At 52.8% G+C, this 4,648-nt stretch carries 3 protein-coding genes and 1 pseudogene; 3 read left to right on the top strand and 1 reads right to left on the bottom strand.

The window, feature by feature from the left end:
* On the top strand, positions 1-1,790 hold a 1,790-nt coding region (locus BJN45_RS17425; RefSeq protein ID WP_139326382.1), incomplete at its 5' end, for an ATP-dependent nuclease.
* Positions 1,787-3,457 carry a UvrD-helicase domain-containing protein gene (locus tag BJN45_RS17430; RefSeq protein ID WP_076097566.1) on the top strand — a complete coding sequence of 557 codons (1,671 nt, stop codon included), beginning with the start codon at positions 1,787-1,789 and terminating at the stop codon, positions 3,455-3,457. The genes BJN45_RS17425 and BJN45_RS17430, both read left to right, overlap by 4 nt.
* 112 nt (positions 3,458-3,569) lie before the next feature.
* Here BJN45_RS17430 and BJN45_RS17435 read toward each other — a convergent pair.
* Positions 3,570-3,656, bottom strand: a pseudogene (locus BJN45_RS17435) (transposase); the annotation flags it as partial.
* Positions 3,657-3,765: 109 nt separating this feature from the next.
* Here BJN45_RS17435 and BJN45_RS17440 point away from each other — a divergent pair.
* Entirely contained in the window at positions 3,766-4,614 is an 849-nt protein-coding gene (locus BJN45_RS17440) for a DUF4238 domain-containing protein (RefSeq protein WP_076097568.1), read from the top strand.
* The last annotated feature ends 34 nt before the right edge of the window (positions 4,615-4,648 follow it).

Here is a 4,648-nt window from a genome sequence, read left to right on the forward strand (position 1 = left end):
CTGTGCTACAAGCCTTGTGTCGGCTATTCGCGTTCGATCCATCACTGCGCCGAATCTTGCGCTCGGACTTTCATGTCCCATTCAATGAGGCGGCTCCGCCGGCTGAGCGTCAGCTATGGATCGAGGCCGACTTCCTGTTCCCGGAACTTGGCGACGACGAAGACAACAGCACGGTCGCACCTCATTTTGGCCACATGCGCCTTGACGAAGTCGATAGCATACCCCGTGTGCGTTTTCGCCTGACAGCCAGCATGGGACAGGATGGGGACATAGAAGAATGCTTTGAGTATGTAACTGACCTCAATGCTGACGGAACTCCCTTGGTGAAAGCTACAGTTCCTCGGACGGATAGGAATCACATTCACGTCCACTACCTGCCTGCACGCCGTGATCCTGCTGATCACATTGCCTACGGCGCTAATGCCTTGCTTGGGCGCATGCTGCGTGCGGTGAAATGGGATGCAGAGCGAACTGTCATCAAGGGTCTGACGGATCAAATCAGCGACAGCTTGGCGGCCAATCCATCAATCAATGCGTTCAGCACAAGCTTGAAGACGGCATGGAGCGCTTTGCACAAGGGCAGCTTCTTTGCCGACCCCAAGCTCACATTTGTTGCGTCTGAGATTGAAGCCTTGCTTCGGCACATGTCGGTGTCATTCACTCCGGGCCATGATGAGCAATTGGTCGACTTCTCCCGACTGAGCGATGGTCAGAAGTCGATGCTTTATCTCTCGCTCGTGCTGTCCTCGCAAGCCATCGGTCGCGCGGTCCTAGCTGAAGAAGACGATTCTTTCGACGCTGACAAGCTGCGCCCGCCTGTGTTTACGGTGGTGGCGGTCGAAGAGCCAGAAAACAGCCTCTCCCCGCACTACCTTGGAAGGATCGTCAATGCGCTCAACGCGATGACCAGCGATGGTGACGCGCAAGCACTGATTGCGACCCACGCGCCGTCGATGCTGCGGCGCGTCGCTCCGGAACGTATCCGCTATCTGCGGCTGACCCAGGAGCGAACATCGCGCGTCACGCACATCCAGTTGCCAGACGCCGCTGATGAAGCTCACAAGTTTGTACGCGAGGCAGTACAGGCCTTTCCGGAGATCTATTTCTCGCGGCTTGTCGTGCTTGGCGAAGGCGATAGCGAAGAAATTGTGTTGCCACGCCTGCTACAGGTCAAAGGAGCGCCGGTTGATGAGTCCGCTGTCACGATTGCCCCGCTTGGGGGCAGGCACGTCAATCACTTCTGGCGCCTGCTGTCGGCCTTGCAGATCCCATATCTGACACTCCTTGATCTGGATGTGGCTCGTTATGCCGCTGGCTGGGGACGAATCAAATACGTCAATGACCAACTGGCTGTCTATGCGCCGAGCAAGGTCCTCCCCGCCGACCATGTAATCCCCAAGTGGAAAGACGCTACCCACAAAGTCCGAGATTACGACAACTATCTTGCGGCGCTTGAAGAACGAGATGTGTACTTCTCGTATCCCATGGATCTGGACTTCACTATGCTGCAGTCCTTCCCGGAAGCCTACGGCGTCGAGGAGGAAGAGCCGGATGAATCCACGATCAAGGCTGTTCTCGGCAAGCAGCACCACGACGCCAGCCAGTACAGCAAAGACGAACAGCAGCTATTCAACACCTACCATCAGCGCTTCAAGCTTGGTAGCAAACCCGCAGCCCACATTGACGCACTGGCTCAACTGACAGATGAAGAGTTGCTGGCTGACATGCCAGCATCGCTGAGCAGATTGGCGGATGCCGTCATCGCCAAACTCGCGGAGTTGCCTGAGTGATTGCGGTCGATGCCTGGAAGCCTGCGGATGGGCTGATCCTTGAACCGAATGCCCTGGCGGCGGCCAAGGAGCGGGTGCGCAGTCTGGCACTTACAGCAGGTCCCGGAGCGGGAAAAACTGAAATGCTTGCACAGCGGGCAGACTTCCTGCTGCGCACTGGGACCTGTCGTTATCCAAAGCGGATTCTGGCCATTTCGTTCAAGGTTGATGCCAGTAGCAACCTGAAAGAGCGGGTCAAGCGACGCTGTGGTTCCGACCTTGCTTCGCGGTTTGACAGCTATACCTTTCACGCATTTGCCAAGCGCATCATTGATCGTTTCCGTCCGGTGCTGACGGGTGAGTATGCGCTGGATGCTGGGTACAAAATTGCAGATCGAAAGCCCGGCCCATCACGGACCTTGATCGAGTTTTCCGATCTGGTGCCATTTGCAATCCAGATTTTGCGGCAATCTGCAGTCGCGCGGAACGCCATCCGTCAAACCTACAGCGACGTCTTCCTCGACGAATTCCAAGACTGTACCAACCTGCAGTACGAGCTTCTCAAGCTCGCCTTTCAAGGTACGAGCATTCGCTTGACTGCCGTGGGCGACACCAAGCAGAAGATCATGGGCTGGGCGGGGGCCATGGACGGCATCTTCCAGGCGTTCGTTGCCGACTTTACTGCTGTCCCGCTCAATATGTACCGCAACTTTCGTTCAAAGTCGCGACTGCTTCGCCTGCAGAACGAGATCATTCGCAAGCTTGACCCCTCATCGGTCATGCCTGATGAGCAGCTTGCCGACGACGAAGGCGAGGTATTTGCTTGGCGCTTCGAAGATAGTCGTCAGGAGGCTGACCACCTCGCAGGCTTGATTGAAGGATGGATAAAGACCGAGCAGCTGCCTCCTGCGGAAATTGCGGTCCTGATCCGTAATCAGCTCGATCTGTACGCCGATCATTTGATGGCGGCATTGGAGGCACGTGGCATCCCCTTCCGCAACGAACAGCAGATGCAGGACATCACGGTCGAGCCAGTTGCACGTTTGATCGTGGACTATCTCTCCTGCCTCTATGGTCAGCGCGAGCCGAAGGCGTGGATTCGGCTCATGAATCAGCTGATCCCTTTTGCTGACGAAGAGATTCAATCGAACGCGCGCAAGGACCTTGATCGGCTCGTCAAGCAGCAACGAAAAGAGATAGCCATTGCCGAGCTGATTGACGAGCCGTTCTCCGGCTGGTGGGAGTTTGTTCGAGCCTTTCTGAAGCAAGTCAGTAAAGAAACATTGGTATCGCTTTCACCGGACTACGAGTCGCACGATCGGTTGAAGGAGGTGGTTCGCGATACCAAGTCCAGAATCGAGGAATTGCTAAAGCTGGAGCCTGACTTGCCCAAAGCCCTTGAGCGGTTCTCAGATGACCAAGCCGTACGCATTCTGACCATCCATAAGAGCAAGGGCCTTGAGTTTGATTCGGTCATCATCATGGCCATCGAAAATCAAATCTTCTTTGGCAATCAGGATGAAAATCGCTGCACCTACTTCGTCGGCGTTTCTCGCGCGAAAAGGCGGCTTGCTCTTACTCATGTTGGTCAGCGGGAACGTCCTGATGGAGCAAACAACTGGCGAGTTTGTCGCACTCCCCAAGAAGAATACTTAGATTATGCAGTGCCATTTTTGAGCCAAGAATAATGAATAACAAGACTTTGAATCCCGGCTGGCGCCGGGCGAGGATTCCCGCAGGCGGCCCCTGGCTAGAAGAGGCCAGTTATCAAGTTTCCTTAAAGCGGCCTTGAATGCCATTGGCGACATCGGCCACCGCGTGGCCCCGATCAGTGACCTGCTTGACCGCTTCGATCTTGAATTCTTCCGGATAACGCTTGCTGCTCATGACTTCTCCTTCTGCCTAAGTTTAAGGCTTCGGAGCGTCTACTGGTTCCGGGGCGATTCAAACATTGCTGACATCTATTTGTGTAAACACGATAAATTAAGGGGAAAGCATGAGCATTGAGGTAAAGAAGCAGCACTATATTTGGGAGTATTACCTCAAAGGCTGGGCAACGGACGATCAAATCTGGAGCAAACGAGAAGATAAGATCATTCGTACATCAACAGAAAATGTCGCACAGCAACGCTACTTCTATGAAACTGCCCCGTTATCGGATGCTGAAATTAAATTGCTGATTAAGATGGTTATGAAAGGTCCCGCGATCAATCAGTTTGTGAACCTAGGTAGCCTCAATACTTACTTAAGCATCGCCAATTCTGGCAACAAGTTGGAAAAATTCGGTCTTGAACAGTACCATGGGATTGTTGAAAATAATGCCCTCCCCGTTCTTACTGCTTTAAGAGAAAAACATTTTGACATTTTGAATGATAAGCAAAGCAAGATTAATCTTTGCATCTATCTCGGCCATCAATACACTAGAACAAAAAAGGCTAGAACCTCATTCACGGATCATCAAGGCCTGCGCATTCCAGAAGAGCACAAGGATTGCAATTTTCACAAGGTGCAGAATGCCTTTGGCTTCATCTTGGCAAACAGCATTGGAGGATCGCTCTGTGACCATCTGGATTTGAGAGTGGTAGAAAACCATTCCGACATCAAGCTCATCACTTCTGATCAACCCATCTACAATCTTTTAGCCATTCCTGGCGATATCTCCAAAGAGTCTTCGATCTATTTCCCCATAAGCCCATATCTTGCTTTGTGGGCAAAGAATAGACCAAATAACGAGAGGATTGACACCAAGGAAAAGGCTGAGGAGCTTAATACCTTTATGGCGAAGAACTCATTGGAGTTCATTTTTGCCTCAAGCAAAGACGAGTTGGCAGCACTCACTACTTAGACCGATTTTTACCAAAGCCCCCTCTCAGGTGCTT

Origin of the sequence: Azonexus hydrophilus (genome assembly GCF_001956855.1) — a bacterium.
Lineage (GTDB): Bacteria > Pseudomonadota > Gammaproteobacteria > Burkholderiales > Rhodocyclaceae > Azonexus > Azonexus hydrophilus_A.

What these genes read in the sequence shown, in the direction of transcription:
- BJN45_RS17440 (WP_076097568.1), top strand. Translation starts at nt 3,766, where the DNA reads ATGAGCATTGAGGTAAAGAAGCAGCACTATATTTGGGAGTATTACCTC.